Here is a 16,567-nt window from a genome sequence, read left to right as displayed (position 1 = left end):
GTCGGTAAACCGGACGTTCTGGTTGACGCTATCCAGACAAAAATACCAATGGCCTGTTGCGCGAGTATTTGCCCAAAGGCACCGATCTTTCCGTGCATAGTCAGGCAGACCTCGACATCATTGCCGACAGCTTGAACAACCGACCTCGTGCCACACATGCGTTTCATTCTCCCTTCGAGGTATTCGCCGCGACGCCACAAGCAGCGGATCTAGCAACGTCATCTAAACATTAACCTAGCTGTTGCACTTCGACTTGGGACCGCCCTAAGCGCAAACACGCGGACTATGAGCTTAGAGGCGCCGGTCCGCCCTTACGGGGTTGCACCAATCTACGCTTCTGATTCTTCGTCCAACCGGGCCAGATAAGTACGCAACAGCGCGGCCCGGCGTGGCCGGAAGCTAATGCCGGTGGCGGCCACTGCCGTAAGCCTGTCCACGCGAAAAATACGGAAATCCTCGCGCAGGCAACAGCGAGCTAGCACCACCAGCATTCGATCCAAATAAACGATCGCCAGTGGCCAGATTGTGCGGCGGGTGACGATGCCACTGTGGGCGGTATAACCGATATCCAGCGCTTCCTCGCGCCAGCAACCTTGGCGAATCAGGTTTATGTCAATGTTGGCTGCGAACGCTTGCCTTGCTTGGTCGCCAAAGCGGTGCACGCGCGACACCGAATGCAGCACATGCTGCTGTCCCACCGAAGGTAGCGTCGCCGCTACCTTGCCCAGCACAGCATCTGCTGCCGCTGCCAGAGTCGGGTCGCCCATCTGCCGGACTTGCGCCAGCCCTAACGCCAAGGCCTCAATCTCGATGCGAGTAAACGTGCGCGGACGCAGGCTGCCATCGTTCACCAATGTATAGCCGAACCCGGGTTCGCCTTGGATTTCGGCGCCGCCTGCGCGCAAGGTCTCGATATCGCGGTAGATCGAGCGCACTGACACACCAGTCTCATTTGCGAGCTTCTCGCCGGTGATTGGTGAGGACAGCGTGCGCAATGCTTGCAATAAATGAAAAAGTCGATCCGACCGGGACATTGCTACTGACAGAAATTGGCAGGACGGATCTTTATAGTACCACCGTAGCAAGCCAACATTACAACCCACTGAAGGAATTTCACATGTCTATTCGTACCGTCATTCACTTGAACTTCGAAGGCAATGCCCGAGCCGCGCTGGGGTTCTACCATGATGTGTTCAAAGGTGAGCAGACGCTGATCACCTACGCCCAGGCTGGCCGTGCCCAGGATGCGGGCGACCCCAATCACATTGTCTGGGGCCAGGTCACAGGTGAAGATGGCATCGCTTTGATGGCTTACGATGTGCAGGCTGGCCTTGACTGGCATCCGGGCGACAAGGCTTTCTTCGTTTCGCTGCGAGGGGACGATGCGGAAACGATTCACAGTCTGTGGGACGGGCTGACGGACGGAGCCGTTGTCGTGCAGGCGCTGACTCCAAGCCAGTGGTCGCCGCTATACGGCATGTTGCGCGACCGCTTTGGCGTGACATGGGTGGTGGACGTTTCGGTACCGTATCCGCCGGCCTGAGACGCCAGGCGCTGACACCGCAACCATGACCAACCCGACTTTTTTTGACATTGCGGAAGCTTTCCGCGTCTGGCTCGGCTCAAATGCGCATGAGGCGCCAGTACTGTTAGTTGGCTTTCGCAAGGTCGGCCGCGGCGGGCCCTCGATGCGTTGGTCGGAATCGGGGCCCCTTGATTTTCGTTGCATTTTACTGGGTAGCAGCGCTTAGGCACCATGCGGCTTTACGAAACGGCCCTATTAAAAAATCTCATTAAATCGAGCACTTCCTGTTTGGTCTCTTTCCGGTTGCGAGAACGCCTTTGGGCGACCGCTAAAGCTAGGGGTACCCATCGCCGTTGCAGCCCTAATGATCTCGTCTTCCATCGCATTGCCCTCGTTCTCACGAAAGCATCACCTTCACATTTGGAATGTCGCGATTCAAGACGGGATCCGCTGACGCATACGATCCTTCACACTCCCCGAGAAGGCAGTGCATCAATGAGAAGCCGCTGAGCGCGTAGCTGCGGCGAAGAGCGTGCTGCCCCTAATGGCCAAACACCCTGCACTAGTCAATTGCGTCATTGAGTTAGCAACCCATATGTGTTCAGATTTAGGTCATGGGCAAAATGAATCTGACAGATACCGAACGTGAGCAACTGCTTTCGGCGGCACGCAGCCGAACGGTGCGCGCGGCGGACGTGCGACGTGCAAAACTGATCTTGATGCTCGAGGACGGTGAATCGCGCGACGGGATCATGAGCGCACTGGGCTGCGACTCGCGTTTCATCGCACGTTGGTCGGGGCGCTTCCTCAACGAGCGACTGGCCGGCATGTACGCTCGCCACCCCGGGCGCGCTCCTGTGCAGCCGCCTGCCAAGTTGGAAGCGCGGGTACTCAGCCGCACCCTCAAGCACAAACCATCCGACGGTTCGACACACTGGAGCAGCTACAAGCTCGCAGCAGAACTGGGCGACGTGTCGGTCTCGGCCGTGCAGCGCATTTGGCGCAAACACGGCATCAAGCCGCAGCGTTTGGAACGACACATGGTCTCCAACGACCCGGACTTCGAGACCAAGGCGGCCGACGTGATCGGGCTTTATCTGAACCCGCCGGCGCACGCGGCTGTGTTCCGCGTGGATGAGAAGACCGCGATCCAGGCACTTGAGCGTAAGGACCGGATGCTGCCGCTGTCGCCGGGACGCGCCGAGAGCCATGGCTTCGAATACAAACGCAACGGGACACTCAGCCTGTTTGCGGCGTTCAATACGGCGACCGGCGAGGTGCTGGGCAGGACGGCGTCGCGCCACACCAGCGAGCAGTTTGTGGCCTTTCTGACTGACGTCGTCGCCAGCCAGCCCAAACGTCGGGAAATCCACGTCATTTGCGATAACGTAAGCAGCCACAAGACGCAGCGGGTGGTCGACTTTCTCACCGCGCATCGCAACGTGCGCTTGCACTTCACGCCGACTTACTCTTCGTGGCTTAACTAGGTGGAAAACTGGTTCTCACGCATTCAGCGTGATGTGATCGCCCGCGGCGTCTTCACTTCGGTAAAGGATCTGGATCGCAAACTGATGCGTTATATCCGCGAGCACAATCAGAATCCGAAACCAATCAAATGGAAATATGACGATCCTTCCAGTCGAATTCGCCCGGTGCCAAGTCAATGACGCAGTGGACTAGCAGAGCGCGGAAATACTCCAGAAGCCGTGGCTCATTTTCTAATTCAGTGCGTTTTTTGCATGTTTGCCGAAGACGCCCAATTGCTGCCCGAAAAAACTTTTTGAGTCCATCTTGGACAAGTCGCATACCAATCCGGCGAAAGCACGGCAACGGATCGAAACGCTGCTAACCACGATGTCTAGCGGTGGTTTTTATGGTGCTGACGACATTCCATGGTTCAACGGAGGCTTGTTCGCGGTGGTGGGCCCGTGCCCCAACTCGACACTACTGATTGTGCGGATCTAAGAGCTGCCGCGAAGATGAATTGGCGGGCCATTGAGCCCGCGATTCTCGGCACCTTGTTTGAGCGTGGATTGAACTCCACATGAGAAGCCAGTCGGGGGCTCACTACACGCTGACGGATTCGAGACGCAGCTCGGGACCAACCACCTCGGGCATTTCGTTTTCGTTAACCGCACTGCGGGGCTCATTAAGCCTGGCGGACGCCTCGTCACGGTCGCCTCACTTGGCAGCCGGCCGCCGCTTCCGCATTCCACTGGAAGACTGTCGAGCAGGGTGCGGCGACATCGGTGTGGGCAGGTTTCGTCGCTGCTGCGGACGAGGTCGGCGGCCTTTATTGCGAAGACTGTCACGTCGCTGACGTGGCCAACCCGCGGACGCCTTCGGTGTAAGGGCCTACGCTCTAGATCCCGAGGACGCAAAAGCGCTGTGGATTAAAAGCGAGGAAATGGTCGACGAGCAATTCTGATTGCTGACTCGACGTCCGCATGCACTTCACTACAACATACTCGTCCTGCCCAAAACAGGTCGAACTTTGATTGCCAAGTCGAGCGCTACTTTATAGCGCGGCATTTTCATCTCGGTGCGAACTTCCATTCGTTGTCGCTCCGGTAACATAACGCCGTCGTTTAGTGTCGGTTTCGCACCACCGCTAACACGGGTCGACTTCTGCCGGTCATGGCGACGGCCTACGAGAACAAATCTTACTCCAGCAACGACAATTCCAAGTATCGTTCCAACCGTTGCAGCGCGCCCCGTTTTTTGGCATCGGGCGGGGTGCAGGATGCGCTGCGGAATTTGCCTTGGCATTGTCGAATGTGATTTGATCATTTGATCGACGTATGTCAGGCTCTTCTAATTGACGATCACGTCCGCCAATCCTTCCGGCATGCGACCGGACAGCACCGGTCGCATGCGTTCCAGCGGCGCCGCCGCTCCGTTTTCGCTCCCGGAGAACGGCCTGTCAGAAACGATGCCTAATTCCGATGGTCGAGACTACCTGCTTGTTGGTGCTCGAAGGCGTAGCTCCATTGATCGCCGCAACAGCAGCATGGTCAGTCGAGTTCGTCCCCGCCGCACGTTGCAATACGGTCACAGCATAGACATCGGTGCGCTTTGATATCAGATAATCAGCCCCGAGATTGATCTGTCGGTAGCGAGCCCCATCACTTCTGCTAACCTCCCCACCGTGCGTGTAGTTGTACGCCGCTGCCAGCAGCAGTGAGGGGTTGACCTGATATTTGACGTTGATTTCTCCGCTGTCAAAACCAACGCTGCCGCGGTAAGCCGTCTCTGCCGCCGTCAGGCCTGCGACAGACACAGCTCCTAGATTGCTGAAACGCGTCTTGCTGTACACGAGCCCCACTGTTGTAGCTGCCATCACATAAGAGGTCGCGGCCACCAACGCAAGTTGCGAATTTGCCGACGCAAAACCGGCGATCACCGGGCTTGTGATGTTGCTGCCGTTTGTGCTGTCGTTAGCCTTGTCGCCCCAGAACGAAAAGTTCGGATTTTTGACATCAAGATAACCAACTGCAAAGGTCATCGGACCGTGGCTATAAGCTGCCGCCAGCGATACGATTTGGTTTTTCGTGAAGTCACCAGCGACGCCGCCCAGGCTATACATCGCGCCCCACGTCAGCCCATGGTAATCCGGGCTCATGTACTTGAGAGCGTTGTTGATGCGATTGGTAGTATTGAGGTTATCTAGATCTGCTGGGTGCGTGCCGAAGCCGGCACCAGCCGCCGCCCACGTCGGACCGGACGCCAGCGGGCTGACCAGATCATAGGTGTTCGAATGCGTGCGCCCAAGTGTCACTGTGCCCCAGTTTCCCATCAGGCCGACATACGCTTGTCGTCCAAACAGGTCACCGTTCTGGCCGAGTTTTCCAGTGGTCGGAGCGAAGCCGTTTTCGAGCACGAAGATTGTTTTCAGACCGTCGCCGAGATCTTCGCTGCCGCGAAGGCCGAAGCGGCTACCCGACGCAACGCCGCTCGTCGTTGCATATTGGCGCGCACCTTCTGCGTTTGATGTGAAGACTACGCCTGCGTCGACGATGCCATTGAGCGTCACGCTGTTCTGCGCGTGCGCTACCCACGGGAATATGCCAAGCAGAATCCCTTCCACGAAACTTATACCCCAATATTTCATATAGTTATCCTTATTAAAACATTAAAAATAACGCAGATAAATCTGTTTCACTATTGGTGGGTTCCGCTCATTGTTGTACTTGCAGCTGCCTTGAGTTTGGAAGTGCGCCAAGCCGATCCACGGTTTTAGTCGAGCGGTGTGTTAGCGGTCTCCTTCAGCTTGGTCACTGCGATCAGCGAAATCAGCAGGCTCGCGCTTACATAACCGGCCGGCGCTAGATTGCTTCCGGTCATCCGGATCAGGGCAGTGACGACCAATTGCGCTGTTCCGCCAAACAGCGTGACGGCGAGAGCGTAGGCGATCGAGATGCCAGTGACGCGAATGCGTCGCGGGAACGACTCGGACATCAACGCGAATTCGGTTGCCGAGCCCATTGAATAGCACAGCAGCATAAACACCATCAGTGGAATAACGACAGGCAGCACCGGGAAGCAGTTGAACAGCCAAAAAGCGGGCCATAGCGCAATAGCCAGCATTAGCCGCCCGACAATGATCGGTGTCTTGCGCCGTCCGATCCGGTCAGACCATGCTCCGAACAACGGCGCACTGAGCAGTAAGGTCAGGCCCGAACCGACGCCGATTCGCATCGACAGGTTTTGCGGCATCCCCAGCGAATGAACTGCATAAGTGGGCATGTAAAACGTCAGGATGTATGTTGAAACGGTGCCGCCCATCACCGTCAGCATAACTAGCAGCACAGTCTTTTTGTGCTGCAGCACCTCGAGCAGTACGCTGGGGCCGACACGCATGCAATTGTCAGCGCTGTCGTCGGGCATCACCCTTCGCAGATAGATCCCGATCGGTGCGATTAGCGCGCCCATCAGAAACGGAATGCGCCACCCCCAAATGCCCATCGCGTCGGTTGAAATAAACGTTGTCAACAGGGTCGCTGTTCCGGCACCCAGCAAGGCTGCGCCACCCTGACTCGAAAGCTGCCAGCTCGCACGTAGGCCGCGGCGGGTATTTGAGCCTAGCTCGACTAGCGTCGTCGTAGCGGCGCCGAACTCTCCGCCTTGTGAAAAGCCCTGCAGCAACCGTCCTATTACCACGATCAACGGCGCCGCGATGCCAATCTGCGCATACGTTGGTGTGCACGCGATCGCCAGCGTGCTCAGGGCCATCAGCGCGATCGTTAGGTTTAGTGCTGCTTTGCGTCCGTGCCGGTCGGCATAGACTCCCAGCAACACGCTGCCCAACGGCCGCGTGAAGAAACCGACCGCAAAGGTGGCGACAGACAAAAGCAGCGAAGTCGTTGGATCGGTTGCAGGAAAATAAAGCTTACCGATTGTCACGGCAAAAAAGCCGTAGACGGTGAAGTCAAACACTTCAAGCCAGTTGCCGATAATCGCTGCCAAAACTGCCCGGCCGCCTTGCTGGCTAGTTATTTGGGGAGCATTCGGCGCTAACGTCGATGAAGTCGATGAAGTCGATGAAGCTGCATCATCAAGAGAGATGTCGCGCATGAGTTTGCCGTGATTGGGTGGATTAATTTCTCGGTAAATCATCGGCCGAGATAACGCTCGGTAAGCCTCGCCCAGAAGGCAGCGCCAACCGGCAGGTTGGAGTCATTAAAGTCGTAGTTTGGGTTGTGCACCATGCAGCCGCCCTCCCCGACTCCGCCGCCAATCCCGTTACCTAGCCGCAGGAAACAGCCGGGCCTCTCCTGCAACATGAATGCGAAGTCTTCGCTTGCCATCACGCGATCGGCATGCTCAATCACTCGCTCGACGCCCACCAACTCCTGCGCAACTGCGATCGCAAATGCCGTTTCCTCGTCGTGATTGACCACAACCGGATACCCCATCACATAGTCGATCATGGCGGTCGCGCCATAGCTGTGTGCTTGTGCCTGCGCAAGCGCGACAATGCGCTCTTTAAGCCGCTCCCGAACCGATGCGCTGAACGAGCGCACGCTCAGTTGCAGGGTCGCCGTATCCGGAATCACGTTGTTTGCAAAGCCGCTCTGGATGGAACCAACTGTGATCACGGCGGCCTCCGCCGGATCGATATTTCGCGCGACGATGGTCTGTATCGCCATCACGATACTGGCTGCGACCACGACCGGATCGACCGTAAGGTGTGGGCGCGCCGCGTGGCCGCCCACACCTTTGATGGTGATCGTGACCTTGTCGCCAGCCGACATGAACGGGCCGCTGCGGAAAATGAAAGTGCCCTGCTCCACGCCAGGATGATTGTGCATGCCGAACACAGCGTCGCACGGAAAGCGCTCAAACAGGCCATCTTCTATCATGCTGCGCGCGCCGCTGTCGTACCCTTTTTCTTCGGCCGGCTGAAAATACAAATGGACGGTGCCTGAGAAGTTCCCCGTCGCGCCCAAGTATTTGGCGGCGCCCAACAACATGGTCGTGTGCCCGTCGTGTCCGCACGCGTGCATTTTTCCGTGCAGGCGGCTCGCATACGACAAGCCGGTTTCCTCGGTGATCGGCAGCGCGTCCATGTCGGCTCGAATACCGATGCTGCGCGGACTGTCACCAATTTTCAGTGTACCGACGACACCGGTCTTGCCGACGCCCGTCGTCACTTGGAAGCCCCAAGATTCCAACTTGCTTGCAACGAGCGAAGCCGTTTGGTGCTCATCGTAAGCAAGTTCCGGATGCTGGTGAAGTTGGTGGCGGATCCCACGCAGTTCGTTCGTTGCGGCGTGCAGGTCGCCTGTTTCGCAGTAGTGGGGCACGTTGTTCATGTCAGTTGAATAACAATTAGGTGTAAATGCAGTACCGAGGTCAGTGCATCGCTTAGCTGGCCCTCGGAACCACTCGTGGCAAGCGGTTTAGCAGGATCGAAATCGCGCCCACCACTAGAAGCGTGGCCATCACAATCAACCCGATCTGCAGTGAACCGGTGAGCGTCTTGAGCCAGCCGATCAACACTGGACTGATAAAGCCACCAAGTAGTCCCATGCTGTTGATGAGTGCGATGCCGCCAGCTGCGGCAGCGCCCTTTAGATATGCCGTCGGTATCGCCCAGAACACCACATAGGCAGCGTAAATGCAGGTTGTCGCAACCGTCATGCTGATGATTGATCCGATGAGGCTACGCGTCATGTACGCCGCGGCGATCAAGCTTAGTGCCCCCGCGATCGCGGGCAGCGCGCTATGCAGGCACCGCTCCCGGAGCCGGTCGGATCGGCGTGCAAACACCGGTACGGCCGCCACCGTCACCAGATAGGGCAAAGCAGCATAGCGACCAAGCAAGAGCGCATCCTTGACTCCAGCCGTCCTCAACAACGTCGGCAGCCAGAAACTGATTGTGTACAGGCCGCAAATCAAGCAGAAATAGCTGAATGCCATCAGGTAAACGCGACCATCCTTGAGCGCGGCGCCGAAGCTGCTATGCACACCCGGACGTGCCGACTGCCCGATGTCTTGCGTGACGTGGGCTTTGTCCTCATCCGACAGCCAGCGCGCCTGCTGCGGGGTATCGTCGAGAAAAACCAGCGCAGCGGCGCCGAGCAGAATGCACGGTGAGCCTTCCAGCAAAAACAGCCATTGCCAACCAGCCAATCCATGCAAGCCCGCGCAGACGGTCATGATCCATGTTGAAAGCGGTCCGCCGACGATCCCGGCGACCGGGCCGGCCATCAGCACCACTGCCATGACGCGGGCGCGGCGCGACTCCGGATACCAGTAAGTTAGATAGAAAATCATGCCCGGTGCGAAGCCGGCTTCAAACACACCGAGCAAGAAACGCAGGATATAGAAGGTACCCGTGTCGTGGACGAATATCGTGCAGGCCGATGTCAGCCCCCACATCACCATGATCCGGCTAATTGTCTTGCGGGCGCCAACTCTGGCGAGCAGCAGGTTGCTCGGCACTTCGAACAACATATAGCCGAGGAAAAAGACGCCAGCACCCAAGCCATACACAGCGTCGCTCATGCCAAGTTGTTGCTGCATCTGCAGCTTGGCGAAACTAATGTTTACGCGGTCGAGGTATGCCAACACATAGCAGGACAGGAGAAACGGCAAAATCCGCCAGCTAATCCTACGGTAGATCGCAGCGAGCGCGTCACGGATATCGCACGCCGGCACCAGTGGTGCCTTGAAACTCTCCATGGCCTCATCCTCCAACGGATTTTAAATGGCTGTCTGTGCCGCCTGTCCCACTAGATACAGGGAGTTGGCTTTCTGCAGGCCTCTAGTCTGTAGACACAAAAAATGCCAATCAATGTCGATATTGGTAGACTTTTGTTGACTGCAAAGCAACGATAAGCATATTTGGAGCGATAGACGATGCGCGGCAATTTAGGTTTAAATGAGCGGCGGCTGCGCTATTTTTATGAAACTGTGTCACGGGGGTCGCTTCGCGCAGCGGCAGATTTTCTAGACGTCGAGCCTTCTGTTGTCAGCCGGCAAATCCAGCAACTCGAAATCGAACTAGCCTGCAAGTTGCTCGAACGCCGCGGACGCGGTGTGGTACCAACGGAATCCGCAGCGCTGGTGCTCGATCACTGTCGCGAGCGCCGTGCGAGCGAAGAAACCTTGCTAGCGCGCCTTGCCGAACTGAAAGGATTGCAGCGCGGGGAGATCCGCATCGTGGCCGGCGAGGGTTTCCTTGAAGAGCTTGGTACGGTTTTACGCGGCGAGTTTTGCCAAAAGTATCCAAAGATCAACGTGACGCTGGAGCAGGTCAGCGGCCATGAGGTGGTCCGCATGGTATCGGACGACGAAGCTCATATCGGCATCGCGTATTGCGCGCCGCAGGACTCCACCATTCGCGTATTGAAGACGCGTAAGCAACCGGTTTGCCTAATAGCGTGGCCCGGTCACCCTCTCGCGTTGCATTCGGGTCCGTTAAGCCTGAGGGACGTATTGCCTTACCAGGTAGCGCTGATGTCCGAGAGCTTCGGCTTGCGCAAACTGGTCGGGGCCGCGGAGTTCGCGGAGAAGATAGAGTTCGTCCCTATCTTAACGACGAATTCCCTGGCCATGCTGAAGAACCACGTGCAAGCCCGGCTGGGTGTGACGTTCATGTCGGCGCGCGCTGTGGCAAACGAAGTGGCGGCTGGAGAATTGGTTGCGCTACCGGTAGAGAACGCGATCTTTAAATCTGCCGAAATCCAGTTAATAGTGCGGGCCGACCGGATCTTTTCCGCCGCGTTACAACGGCTGCATAGGGTGCTTCAGGAGATGAGTTTCTTCCGTAACGAGTGAGCCAGCATCAGCCCGAACGTTTTCTCCCGAAGATGACGTTCGAGGATACCGTGAAGCGGGCGACCTGGATCGGACATGCCGGTGATCGTGCCGTCGGGTAAGCTATTGAAGCATTCATAGTCGCATGCGCGTCTAGGAGGCGAACTGGGCAGACAAGCTGATTACACCGGTCGCGGTCACCGGCAGCGCGCTCATGAGCTTCCACTGAACGGCATTGATCTGGCCGGTCGACAGCAGGACATTAACTATATCGACTGCGCCAGCCTCTCGACTGCCGCGCGATATGGACCTGCTTCGCGATGTCATTGCGCTGTCGGACAAATTGAAGCGTGACTGACGCCATCTGTTTGCTACGATTATGGCTGACGGAAATGGCAACGCGATCGCTGCCGCTGGCAAAAATTCGATGCCACCATTTGGGGATCCGACGCAACATGCCGAGTGCGGGAGGCTGCGCTCGCTGCGCGCAGTCATTCGCCGGCGCAGTCGTTGAGGAGCACGTTCTATACGAACTTGCAAACGTGCGCCATGTGCTTGAGCGCCATCTATTGGCGTAGAAAATGGGGCGCGTGGTGTATGCGATGTTGGAAACGCGGTTACTTGTGATTACCGAGAATTTAACGTTATCGTTCTCGTGGCCTTGCAGAGAAGTTTCTGCAGCAGGTCAGCGAGCGGCAAGGTGATCGGCTCGCTGATCGAAGACGAAGCGGCTGTCGTGCATGTATATTCAAGCGCTAGCATGCTCGAGTGTTTGCTTCGCGCGGACACCGGTCAACCCTATGGATATTAAGCAGGCAACGCAAAGATTCCCACTGCCTCGCGCAATCCATCGACCTGATCTTTCAGCGAATGCGCCGCTGCTGCGGCTTGCTCGACCAGCGCCGCATTCTGCTGCGTCACCTGGTCCAATTCGCCCACGGCCCGGTTAACCTGTTCGATAACCGCGCTTTGCTCGCGAGAAGCGTTACTGATTTTATTGAGGATCTCGTTCACGCGGCGTACCGATGTCGAAATCTCCGTCATGGTCGATCCCGCATTCGTCACGAGCGATGCGCCTTCCTGGACTGTATGCGTCGAGGTCTCGATCAATGCCTTGATCTCCTTGGCCGCCGTCGCCGAGCGTTGCGCGAGACTCCGCACGTCGGACGCGACTACTGCGAAACCGCGCCCTTGCTCGCCTGCGCGCGCGGCTTCAACTGCCGCATTCAGCGCAAGGATGTTAGTCTGAAAAGAAATTCCATCGATCACGCCGATGATGTCGCCAATCTGCTTCGAGCTCTCGGTGATGCGCGTCATGGTGAGGATCACTTCCTCGACCACGCCGCTGCCGCGTTGCGCCACGTCAACTGCCTGGCTCGCGAGTTTTGCGGGCTGCGTCGCGCTCTCCGAGTTGTGCTTCACGTTCGCGGTCATCTCGTCCATGCTCGATGCCGTTTGCACCAGCGCGGCGGCTTGTTTTTCCGTGCGTTGCGACAAATCGGTGTTGTCGGCAGCGATCTCGGACGCGGCCACGTAGATGTTTTTGGCGCCGCTGCGCACGCGCGTGAACGTATCGACAAGACCTTTCTGCATTTGGCCAAGTTCGTAAATCAAGCTGGTTACATCGCCAACGACCGCCTGGACGACCTTGGTCAGGTCGCCGCGAGAGATGCGTTGCGCGGCGTGTACAGCGGTCGCCGGATCACCTCCAAGCTCGCGCTTGATGCTGCGCAAAATCATCATCATGACCAGCGATGCCAGCCCCAGCACGCCGGTAATAGCGAACCGGTGCCACGAGCTTGCCCGGAAAGCATCGTCGATGTCGTCCGTGTACATGCCCGTCGATATGTACCAGTCCCACGGCGCATAGTGTTTTGCAAAACCCATCTTGCCTACGGACTGTCCGCTGCCCGGCTTCGCCCACAGGTAGCTCACGAATCCGCCGGCCTTCTTATTACCTGCTCGCCGGCCGGCTTATTACCTGCTTTCGCGATGTCGAGGAAAAGCTTGTTGCCGCCTGAGTCTACAAACGAGGACATGTCCTTTCCGACCATCGCGGGCTTGAACGGATGCATTAGTATGATCGCGTGCGAGTCGCTCACGGAGATATAGCCATCGGGCCCATATCGCGCGGCTATCAATGAGTCGAGCGCGAGACGCTTTGCTTCGTTTTCGCTCATCATCTTGTTTTTAACGAGGTCGGCGTAATGCTCAGTCGTCATATAAGCCTCGTCGATCAAAGTGCTGAGCTGGTCGCGTCGATCATTGATCATGGAGGTGCGGTTTTGCCATGCTCCAAGGATGCCGATCGCGATCAAGCCGAGCCACAACATGGCGATCACCGACGCCAGTTTCCTATTCAATGTCATATTTTTCATTTGCCGCCGGCAGCCTTTCACAAAATATGTGGGATTGATAGCGTCATGGGCGCACACACTAGACTACATCGTCCGAGGCTGTTCCCCATTACGGCAGTTCGTCATGGGACTAGAAGCGCACTCGGATGCCAGATTCCAAAGCTGTTTGGCTATGTGATGATGAGCGCGACAGACTGTAGATCTGCGCATACGACGCCGATCCCCCAGCTCGCTGAAATATCGCTGCGGCAAATAGATCGGTTTTGACGCTCAGCGCATAATCTAGGCCGATGTTGACTTGTTGATAGTGTGGCTTAATATCAGTTGAATACTTGCCCCATGTGTACAAGTAGGCCGCGCCAACCAGCAAAGCGGGGGTAAGGCGCTTGGAAATCCCAAGTTCGGCGTTCTCAAGCCGCAGGGAAGACGCGTCGGCATAATTGAACAATACGTCGGTGTAATTGGCGTTGAACAGCACCGTACCAAGTGCATATGTCGCGCCGGCGCCAATGATCCGCTGCTGTAACACTGCGGCCTCGTTCAAGCTTTTTACGAACGGCGAGGAGAGACCGTAATTTGAAGAGTCCACCGCACCATTGGCGTTTGCGGCCAGCGCCGGCCCACTCATTTCGGTCATTGCCACCGCCATCTTGAGCGGTCCGTTCTGATAGGTTGTCCCGCCACTGTATGCACGGTTTTGTGCGAAGTTATCAGCGTTCGAAAAGGCATATTGCGCAGCAAACGACAAGCCGCGCCAGCTCGGACTCATATAACGTGCGGAGTTATTCAGGCGCACCGTGAGATACATATTGTCGTTGTCGCCGATGTGCGTACCTATTGAGCCAAACGTATTGCCGGACTCCGAAAATGACATCTGTGTGGACATCTCATCTGGCTGGCGGCCTAGTGTAACTGTACCCAGTCGCGCGTCGGACAAACCCACATATGCGTAACGACCAAACATTCGGCCGCCCTGACTGAGGCTACCATTTGTTATTGAAAAACCGTTCTCCAACCGAAACACCGCTGCAAGCCTCCCCCCCAAGTCTTCGCGGCCCAACAAGCCCCAACGCGGCAGCTGATAGGTGCCACTCGCAAGTGCATACTGCCGGTTGCCGCCCGAGTTACTCGCGTACTGCAGGCTGGTCGAAATGATACCGTAGAGGGTAACGCTACTTTGAGCTTGTGCATGACTGGCACCCACCATAATCAGCGCTGCAGCCGCTCGAACCACGTTACTTATACGTCGTGTACGAACCATTTTCCTTCTCCTTGAGGGAGTGTTCGCCTGAATTTTTTTAATCGGTCGGCGACCTTACTAAACAGCTTTTATGTTGATTCGGGGTACTACCTATTTGTGGTAGTTACATTCCTCTACTAATCGACACCTTACGGCCATACATAAAAAGCACTACGGTCCCAAATCCGCACCACGCTTTGGGCTCGGTTCCGCGCAGAACTGTAGAGCCGAGTGACTGCAAGCGCAACTGCAGCGGACCCGCAAGCACGCATGCAATCTTTCCAGTAATTAGGGTTTTGCTTTTTTCAAACGGGTGCTTGTTCGTCTAAGAACGCCTGCACCGCAGCGAACACTTGCCAGCGGTTTTTTTCCATCAATACCGAGTGGGTGCCCTCGCCAATCTCCACCCAACGCCTGTAGGGTGCGTTAGTGAGCTTGGAAAACACAGTGCGTGACATCTCGATTGGGCAATCACGATCCCAATCGGCATGCACAATCAGGACTGGCACTCTAATCTCCGCAGGGTTATAAAGGGCCTTGCCGGCAGCCCAGTACTCACGGCTGTCTAACACCGTGCCATTCGGCGCCCGCAGTTGGGTCGCCCCGTTCGTGTCACCAGGCGTGGGCTCGGTGAAAGTGGCGTCGGCCCAAGTGTTAAACCACGCAGTGGGCAGCAAGGTCCCACGCGCGTGCTCAGGTACCCCGTTTAGCCAGCGCGCGCGCGCTGCAGTCCGCTGAACCACGCGATAGGCCCCCAGCGGACCACCGCTGTCGGCCATGCTAGGTCCCTCACGCAGCCACTGAGGAGCAAGCAGCGTCAGTTTATGGACACGGTCGTTGTTCTCTGCGGTATAGCTCGCCATTAGCGTGCTTCCCCACGACCAGCCAATCAGGTTAATCCGCATCGCCCCGGTGCGCGCCTGAACATAAGCCACAGCAGCGCCTACGTCGCGCACTGCTATCGATGTACGTACCGCCGGCGGGTTCTGTTCAGCCGGTTGGCTCATCTCCGCCGGGCAGTCCGAGCGGCCATAGCCGCGCACGTCGACCAGATACGTGTCATAGCCTTTTGCGGCAAGTTGGTCCATCCACGAGACGCCATCGAGACGTAAGTCGAACGAGGTCGAGGCCGGGTAGGTTGATCCCGACACAAAGAGTAGGATCTTCTGACTGGGGAAGTGTTTCACATCATCGCGCCGCTTATTACGCACGAACAGCCGAACGTTACTGGTGTCACTTTGAATCATTGTCTCCTCAGAGACTATGTTCGTTATAGTGGCAAATGGCATATAGCGCTCCTTTGTATTTAGATAAAGGTCCAATCGAACAGATCACCACGCCGGCTGACGTTGCCAGCCGAACTGTTGCCGAAATGACTGGTGAAAATTGTGGTTCCGTGCTCCAGCGCATACTCCAGCAACCATTGCCGCGACACTCTCGCCATTGCAGGATCATCGCAAAAGCGGCTGTTCCAGTTGGGTTGGAACACTTGTAGCGGCTGGTGCATGATGTCGCCGCTAAAAATGCCGCGTCCCCCGTCGCTCACCAATTCGATCGAGATGTGCCCAATACTGTGGCCTGGCGTCGGATGTATGCGTAACTGGTCACCCACGGCGGCTGTCCCATCGATGATGTCTGCTTGCTGGCTTTGGATTACCGGCAAAACACTGTCCTCGAATACGTTCGCATTAAAGCCGCTCTCGCCAACCGTTCGGCTCCAGAAATCGTACTCAGCCTTGGAAAAGATGTACCTGGCATTGGGAAAGGTCGGAACCCAACGCCCATCCACAAGTTGTGTATTCCAGCCGCAATGGTCCACGTGCAGATGCGTACACATCACATAATCAACCGATTCCGGCGATACCCCGGCCTCAGCCAACCGCTCGAGAAACGGGTAATTTTGTTGATGAAAGCGCGGCAATTCGGGGCGGTTCTTGTGATTACCACCACAACTGTCGATCAGGATGGTGTGATGGCGCGTCTTAACCACCCAAGTGTGAATGCTGGCGATAAATTTATGTTGAGCCTCATCGAAACAGTCAGGCACCATCAGTTGTCGATGGGCAGCCAGCACTTCCGGATCCCAATCAGGAAACAGGAAGTCGGGCGCGAACCCAGCACCGTGTTGCTCCACGACCCGAGTTACCGATGTGTCGCCGAAATGATGTCCAAACATAGATG

Annotated in this window: 12 protein-coding genes and 4 pseudogenes; 6 read left to right on the top strand and 10 right to left on the bottom strand. The window is 56.8% G+C overall.

What is annotated here, in order from left to right; genetic code table 11:
* Nucleotides 1-26: 26 nt before the first annotated feature.
* Nucleotides 27-233 (top strand): annotated as a pseudogene (locus AXG89_RS32215) (IS30 family transposase); the annotation flags it as partial.
* Between the two features lie 96 nt (nucleotides 234-329).
* On the opposite strand, the gene AXG89_RS32210 reads toward AXG89_RS32215, so the two are convergent.
* Nucleotides 330-1,034 carry a helix-turn-helix transcriptional regulator gene (locus AXG89_RS32210; protein ID WP_062174680.1) on the bottom strand — a complete coding sequence of 235 codons (705 nt, stop codon included), beginning with the start codon at nucleotides 1,032-1,034 and terminating at the stop codon, nucleotides 330-332.
* Between the two features lie 83 nt (nucleotides 1,035-1,117).
* On the opposite strand from AXG89_RS32210, the gene AXG89_RS32205 reads away from it, so the two are divergent.
* From AXG89_RS32205 to AXG89_RS43810, 4 genes and pseudogenes are all read left to right on the top strand, one after another.
* Nucleotides 1,118-1,543: a glyoxalase/bleomycin resistance/extradiol dioxygenase family protein gene (locus tag AXG89_RS32205; protein ID WP_062174678.1), complete on the top strand. Its 426-nt coding sequence runs from the start codon at nucleotides 1,118-1,120 to the stop codon at nucleotides 1,541-1,543.
* 596 nt (nucleotides 1,544-2,139) lie between these two features.
* Nucleotides 2,140-3,192: pseudogene (locus AXG89_RS32200) on the top strand (IS630 family transposase).
* A 39-nt stretch (nucleotides 3,193-3,231) separates the two neighbouring features.
* Entirely contained in the window at nucleotides 3,232-3,309 is a 78-nt protein-coding gene (locus AXG89_RS45110; RefSeq protein ID WP_373408613.1) for a type IIL restriction-modification enzyme MmeI, read from the top strand.
* A gap of 289 nt (nucleotides 3,310-3,598) precedes the next feature.
* Nucleotides 3,599-3,953: pseudogene (locus tag AXG89_RS43810) on the top strand (hypothetical protein); the annotation flags it as partial.
* Nucleotides 3,954-4,448: 495 nt separating this feature from the next.
* On the opposite strand, the gene AXG89_RS32190 reads toward AXG89_RS43810, so the two are convergent.
* The 4 genes from AXG89_RS32190 to AXG89_RS32175 form a co-directional block, all read right to left on the bottom strand.
* Nucleotides 4,449-5,636 (bottom strand): porin, encoded by a 1,188-nt coding sequence (locus AXG89_RS32190; protein ID WP_062174676.1) that lies wholly within the window; start codon nucleotides 5,634-5,636, stop codon nucleotides 4,449-4,451.
* Between the two features lie 125 nt (nucleotides 5,637-5,761).
* The gene (locus AXG89_RS32185; RefSeq protein ID WP_062174897.1) at nucleotides 5,762-7,099 is read right to left on the bottom strand and encodes an MFS transporter; all 1,338 of its coding nucleotides are present in this window, start codon (nucleotides 7,097-7,099) and stop codon (nucleotides 5,762-5,764) included.
* A 38-nt stretch (nucleotides 7,100-7,137) separates the two neighbouring features.
* Nucleotides 7,138-8,340, bottom strand: a complete 1,203-nt coding sequence (locus AXG89_RS32180) for a M20 aminoacylase family protein (RefSeq protein ID WP_062174674.1) — start codon at nucleotides 8,338-8,340, stop codon at nucleotides 7,138-7,140.
* A 52-nt stretch (nucleotides 8,341-8,392) separates the two neighbouring features.
* On the bottom strand, nucleotides 8,393-9,712 hold the full coding sequence (locus AXG89_RS32175) for an MFS transporter (RefSeq protein WP_062174672.1): 1,320 nt from the start codon (nucleotides 9,710-9,712) through the stop codon (nucleotides 8,393-8,395).
* Nucleotides 9,713-9,889: 177 nt separating this feature from the next.
* Here AXG89_RS32175 and AXG89_RS32170 point away from each other — a divergent pair, with 177 nt between their 5' ends.
* Nucleotides 9,890-10,810, top strand: a complete 921-nt coding sequence (locus tag AXG89_RS32170) for a LysR family transcriptional regulator (protein WP_062174670.1) — start codon at nucleotides 9,890-9,892, stop codon at nucleotides 10,808-10,810.
* A gap of 132 nt (nucleotides 10,811-10,942) precedes the next feature.
* Here AXG89_RS32170 and AXG89_RS42545 read toward each other — a convergent pair whose 3' ends face one another.
* The 5 genes and pseudogenes from AXG89_RS42545 to AXG89_RS32145 form a co-directional block, all read right to left on the bottom strand.
* Nucleotides 10,943-11,116, bottom strand: coding sequence for a hypothetical protein (locus AXG89_RS42545; RefSeq protein ID WP_162916187.1), 174 nt, complete (start codon nucleotides 11,114-11,116; stop codon nucleotides 10,943-10,945).
* 480 nt (nucleotides 11,117-11,596) lie between these two features.
* Nucleotides 11,597-13,158: pseudogene (locus AXG89_RS44110) on the bottom strand (methyl-accepting chemotaxis protein).
* Between the two features lie 118 nt (nucleotides 13,159-13,276).
* The gene (locus tag AXG89_RS32155; protein ID WP_062174668.1) at nucleotides 13,277-14,407 is read right to left on the bottom strand and encodes a porin; all 1,131 of its coding nucleotides are present in this window, start codon (nucleotides 14,405-14,407) and stop codon (nucleotides 13,277-13,279) included.
* 284 nt (nucleotides 14,408-14,691) lie between these two features.
* A complete protein-coding gene (locus AXG89_RS32150) occupies nucleotides 14,692-15,633 on the bottom strand; it encodes an alpha/beta hydrolase (RefSeq protein WP_218778192.1) in 942 nt (313 codons plus the stop codon).
* A gap of 59 nt (nucleotides 15,634-15,692) precedes the next feature.
* The gene (locus AXG89_RS32145; protein WP_062174665.1) at nucleotides 15,693-16,562 is read right to left on the bottom strand and encodes an MBL fold metallo-hydrolase; all 870 of its coding nucleotides are present in this window, start codon (nucleotides 16,560-16,562) and stop codon (nucleotides 15,693-15,695) included.
* Between the last annotated feature and the right edge of the window lie 5 nt (nucleotides 16,563-16,567).

Origin of the sequence: Burkholderia sp. PAMC 26561 (assembly GCF_001557535.2) — a bacterium.
Classification (GTDB): Bacteria; Pseudomonadota; Gammaproteobacteria; order Burkholderiales; family Burkholderiaceae; genus Caballeronia.
The sequence above is the reverse complement of the archived record's forward strand: the minus strand, read 5'-3'. Positions and strand labels throughout refer to the sequence as shown.

Excerpts from the sequence above, each read along its gene's own strand:
- AXG89_RS42545 (WP_162916187.1), bottom strand. The coding sequence starts at position 11,116 with ATGACATCGCGAAGCAGGTCCATATCGCGCGGCAGTCGAGAGGCTGGC.
- AXG89_RS32170 (WP_062174670.1), top strand. The coding sequence starts at position 9,890 with ATGCGCGGCAATTTAGGTTTAAATGAGCGGCGGCTGCGCTATTTTTAT.
- AXG89_RS32175 (WP_062174672.1), bottom strand. The coding sequence starts at position 9,712 with ATGGAGAGTTTCAAGGCACCACTGGTGCCGGCGTGCGATATCCGTGAC.
- AXG89_RS32150 (WP_218778192.1), bottom strand. The coding sequence starts at position 15,633 with ATGATTCAAAGTGACACCAGTAACGTTCGGCTGTTCGTGCGTAATAAG.
- AXG89_RS32190 (WP_062174676.1), bottom strand. The coding sequence starts at position 5,636 with ATGAAATATTGGGGTATAAGTTTCGTGGAAGGGATTCTGCTTGGCATA.
- AXG89_RS32205 (WP_062174678.1), top strand. The coding sequence starts at position 1,118 with ATGTCTATTCGTACCGTCATTCACTTGAACTTCGAAGGCAATGCCCGA.
- AXG89_RS32185 (WP_062174897.1), bottom strand. The coding sequence starts at position 7,099 with ATGCGCGACATCTCTCTTGATGATGCAGCTTCATCGACTTCATCGACT.
- AXG89_RS32155 (WP_062174668.1), bottom strand. The coding sequence starts at position 14,407 with ATGGTTCGTACACGACGTATAAGTAACGTGGTTCGAGCGGCTGCAGCG.
- AXG89_RS32180 (WP_062174674.1), bottom strand. The coding sequence starts at position 8,340 with ATGAACAACGTGCCCCACTACTGCGAAACAGGCGACCTGCACGCCGCA.
- AXG89_RS32210 (WP_062174680.1), bottom strand. The coding sequence starts at position 1,034 with ATGTCCCGGTCGGATCGACTTTTTCATTTATTGCAAGCATTGCGCACG.
- AXG89_RS32145 (WP_062174665.1), bottom strand. The coding sequence starts at position 16,562 with ATGTTTGGACATCATTTCGGCGACACATCGGTAACTCGGGTCGTGGAG.